The 3385-nt window shown below is 61.9% G+C and carries 3 protein-coding genes and 1 pseudogene; 2 read left to right on the top strand and 2 right to left on the bottom strand.

Going from position 1 to position 3385, the window contains the following annotated elements; translation table 11 throughout:
* Together QOC89_RS06905 and QOC89_RS06900 are read right to left on the bottom strand one after the other, a co-directional pair.
* The coding region (locus QOC89_RS06905; RefSeq protein ID WP_323044343.1) for a cold-shock protein at positions 1-99 on the bottom strand (99 nt) is incomplete at its 3' end.
* Between the two features lie 307 nt (positions 100-406).
* Positions 407-859 (bottom strand): DUF2934 domain-containing protein, encoded by a 453-nt coding sequence (locus tag QOC89_RS06900; RefSeq protein ID WP_323044342.1) that lies wholly within the window; start codon positions 857-859, stop codon positions 407-409.
* A 282-nt stretch (positions 860-1141) separates the two neighbouring features.
* On the opposite strand from QOC89_RS06900, the gene QOC89_RS06895 reads away from it, so the two are divergent.
* Positions 1142-2971: a PAS domain S-box protein gene (locus QOC89_RS06895; protein ID WP_323044341.1), complete on the top strand. Its 1830-nt coding sequence runs from the start codon at positions 1142-1144 to the stop codon at positions 2969-2971.
* A gap of 288 nt (positions 2972-3259) precedes the next feature.
* A pseudogene (locus QOC89_RS06890) lies at positions 3260-3385 on the top strand (sensor histidine kinase); the annotation flags it as partial.

Genomic DNA, 3385 nt, shown 5'->3' with positions numbered 1-3385 from the left:
TTCCGAGAAGTGGGCGAAGAGATCATCGCCGCCAGCGTCCGGAGTAATAAAGCCAAAACCCTTGCTATCGTTGAACCACTTGACGGTACCGGTATCCATAAGAATCCCTGAAATAAAAATAACAGCTCCGGTGCGGAGCGACAAAAACTTTCAAGGAAGAAGAGAGGACAGCGAGTACCGCGCAGATGAGGCGGAAAATGGTGATCAGCAATCGAGCTTCTTGAATATTTCGAGACTCACAATATAGTGCCGGAGTGGGTCTGTCAATGCTTTTCGTCGTGGGCTCCTCGCCCGCCAGACAATCCGCCCGCGCCCATACTCCGACCTGTCGACGTCGACGTAGACGTCGTTACATGCTTACCCGTTGTCGTCCCGTACGTACCAGACATTCCCGGGCAGGCAGGAATCACTGAGCCTGGAAATCGACAAGCCGGCGCCAGTATTCATCCTGTCGCCCTTCGGGACTGCCTTCCTGCTGCCATAGAACGTAGGCCCGCTCCCGAAGATGCTGGTCAAGCGCGCGATCCCAGTATTCTTGCGCACGCCCGTCGGGGCGTCCGTCTTCCTCCCAGAGCCGGTAAGCGCGTTCCCGGACAGCCTGCTCCAGGCCAACTTTCGTTTCCGAATTTTTCTGAAGGTCATCGGCGTAGGGAGCCATCTGACCGCCCCGGGCCGTGTGCATCCGGGCCGTCAGGGTGCCCAGTCTATCGTCCGGGACAAGCCGGCCCTGCGCTGCCGCTTCCAGTGCCTTGGCCAGGTATCCGGACTCGTCGGCATTGCCCGCCTCGCCCAGCGTGATCGGGTAGGTATGCAGGACATTACCGCTGCCATCCATTACGTCAACCAGTCGCTCGGTCATGATGTCTTCCTGATGTTGTCCGTTTGATATAGGGGGTGGCCCGACCCCGGGCTGGAAAGCCGATACCGCCCTGCACGATCTGCGTATGATGCGGATGCACTGGCGCGGCGCTTGCTCATCGGTAGGTCGCGTTACGCGCATTTACAGCGCGGCGTGACGAACCGCTAACAGGGCGCTGCCCCGCAAAAGACCATGACACATCGCACACCGCCCCCGGGGGAAATTCCAGGAGAAGAGTCTTTCCAGCTTCTCGTGGCCGGCATCAGGGACTACGCAATTTTCATGCTGGACCCGGATGGCATCATCAAAACCTGGAATGCCGGCGCCGAACGCTTCAAGGGCTATGCGGCCAGCGAAATCATCGGTCAGCACTTTTCCGTTTTTTACCCGCAGAGTGAACAGATTGCCGGTCGGCCGGCGCTTGCCCTGCGAACCGCCCTTGAAGAAGGGAAGTTCGAGGACGAGGGCTGGCGGGTGCGAAAGGACGGCAGCCAGTTCTGGGCGAGCGTGGTCATTAATCCGCTGCGCGACGATTCCGGCAAGCTCGTCGGGTTTGCGAAGATCACGCGCGACATCACGGATCGAAAGGTCGCCCAGGATGCGTTATGGGAAAGCGAGCAGCGCTTCAGCATGCTGGTTCAGGGGGTTACCGACTACGCGATCTTCATGCTGTCGCCCTCTGGCGAGGTGACCAACTGGAATGCGGGCGCCGAGCGCATCAAGGGCTATTCGCGCGACGAAATTCTCGGCAAGCATTTCTCCTGCTTCTATACCGAAGAAGACCGCGCCGGCGGTCTGCCTGCGCAGACGCTGGCCATCGCCCGCACGGAAGACCGCTTCGAGCGGGAAGGCTGGCGGGTACGCAAGGACGGCACCCGCTTCTGGGCGCATGTGGTGGTCGATGCCATCCGCGATGAAGCGGGCGAGCTCGTCGGCTTTGCCAAGGTGATACGCGACGTGACCGAGCGCAAGCAGGCCGCGGAGGCACTGGAGCGCGCCAACGCGGCGCTGTTCCAGGCACAGAAGATGGAATCGCTGGGCCACCTGACCGGCGGGGTCGCCCACGACTTCAACAACCTGCTTGCCGTGATGTCGAACGGACTCGATGTGCTTTCGCTGCGCGGACAGGACCACGCCGATCTCAGGATGCTCGAGACGATGCAGCGCGCGGTCGCCCGGGGCGCGAGGCTGACACAGCAGCTGCTTTCATTCGCACGTCAGCAGCCGCTGAAGGTCGAAAAATGTAACGTGACCGCGGTGATCCGCGGTTTCGAGGCGGTTCTCCGGCGGGCCGCCGACGGCGCGATCGGGCTTGAGGTCAGGCCGGAATCCCGGCTCCGGCCGGTCCTGCTCGACGCAGCCCGGTTTGAGGCGGCACTGCTTAACCTGGTCGTCAATGCGCGCGAAGCCATGCCCGACGGCGGGACAATTGTCATCAGCGTGGAGAACGTCGAACTCGGCGAAGGAACGGTGGGGATGCTCGCGGCCGGCCCATATGTCAGGGTGTCCGTCACGGACACTGGCTCAGGGATGTCCCCCGAGGTTGCGGCGCGTGCTTTCGATCCGTTCTTCACCACCAAGGAGGTGGGCAAGGGCACCGGCCTGGGCCTGAGCCAGGTCTACGGTTTCATTGCGCAGTCGGGCGGCGACGTGCTGATTCAGAGTGAGCCAGGCCAGGGCACGGCTGTCAGCATCTACTTGCCGGTAGCGGGAGACCCCTCCGGCGACGCTGACAGGTTGACCGGCCCGGCGCTGGATACCGTGCTGCTCGTCGAGGATGAGCCGGATCTGCTGGAGGCGACGGCCGAGCTGCTTCGCAGCCTGGGTTACGAAGTACTGACCGCGAGCAACGGGTCCGAGGCGATGGATGTGTTGAGTCGGCGCGACAGCATCGGCGTCCTGTTTACCGATGTCGTGATGCCTGACGGAATCGATGGCATCCAGCTTGCGCGTTCGACGCGCAGCCTTCATCCTGATATCAGGATCGTGCTCGCGTCCGGATATCCCCTTCCTGCCCTGAAGGCGCAGCACGGCAATCTCAGCGACTTCGCATTTATCCACAAACCGTACCGGCTGGCCGATCTCGTGCGGGCACTGGGCATGGCGACGTAGCTGCGACCGCATTATGGATTCTCGGAGATGGCGGGTGCTGTGGCCGGTCGGGTTACCGCACCTGATGAGGAAAGAAAACAGCATCGCTGGTGTGCTGTTCTGCAGAGCGACGGGTGGGCCAGGCGGCCGTGGGGAGGTCGGCCTGCATTGATAGAATCAGGTCTTCGGGACGGTAAGCCTTTGATCGCTGTTCCAGCCGGTCGCTACGCCACCCGCCGATCCGGCCAAGATATGCGGGACGACCGCAACCGGGAAGCCCCACAGACATCTGGATATTCAGGGAATGACATGCGACTGGCTGATTTTATCGTGCGCCATATGGAGCGCATCCTCGTGCAATGGGAGGCGTTCGCCGTGACGTTGCTGCCTGCGGCGGCGAGCATGGATTCGCTGGCGTTGCGTGACCATGCCCGG

Source organism: Paraburkholderia sp. (assembly GCF_034668105.1).
In the GTDB taxonomy this organism is placed as follows: Bacteria; Pseudomonadota; Gammaproteobacteria; order Burkholderiales; family Burkholderiaceae; genus Paraburkholderia.
Note: the sequence above shows the minus strand (reverse complement) of the source record. Positions and strands in the feature narration are given on the sequence as shown.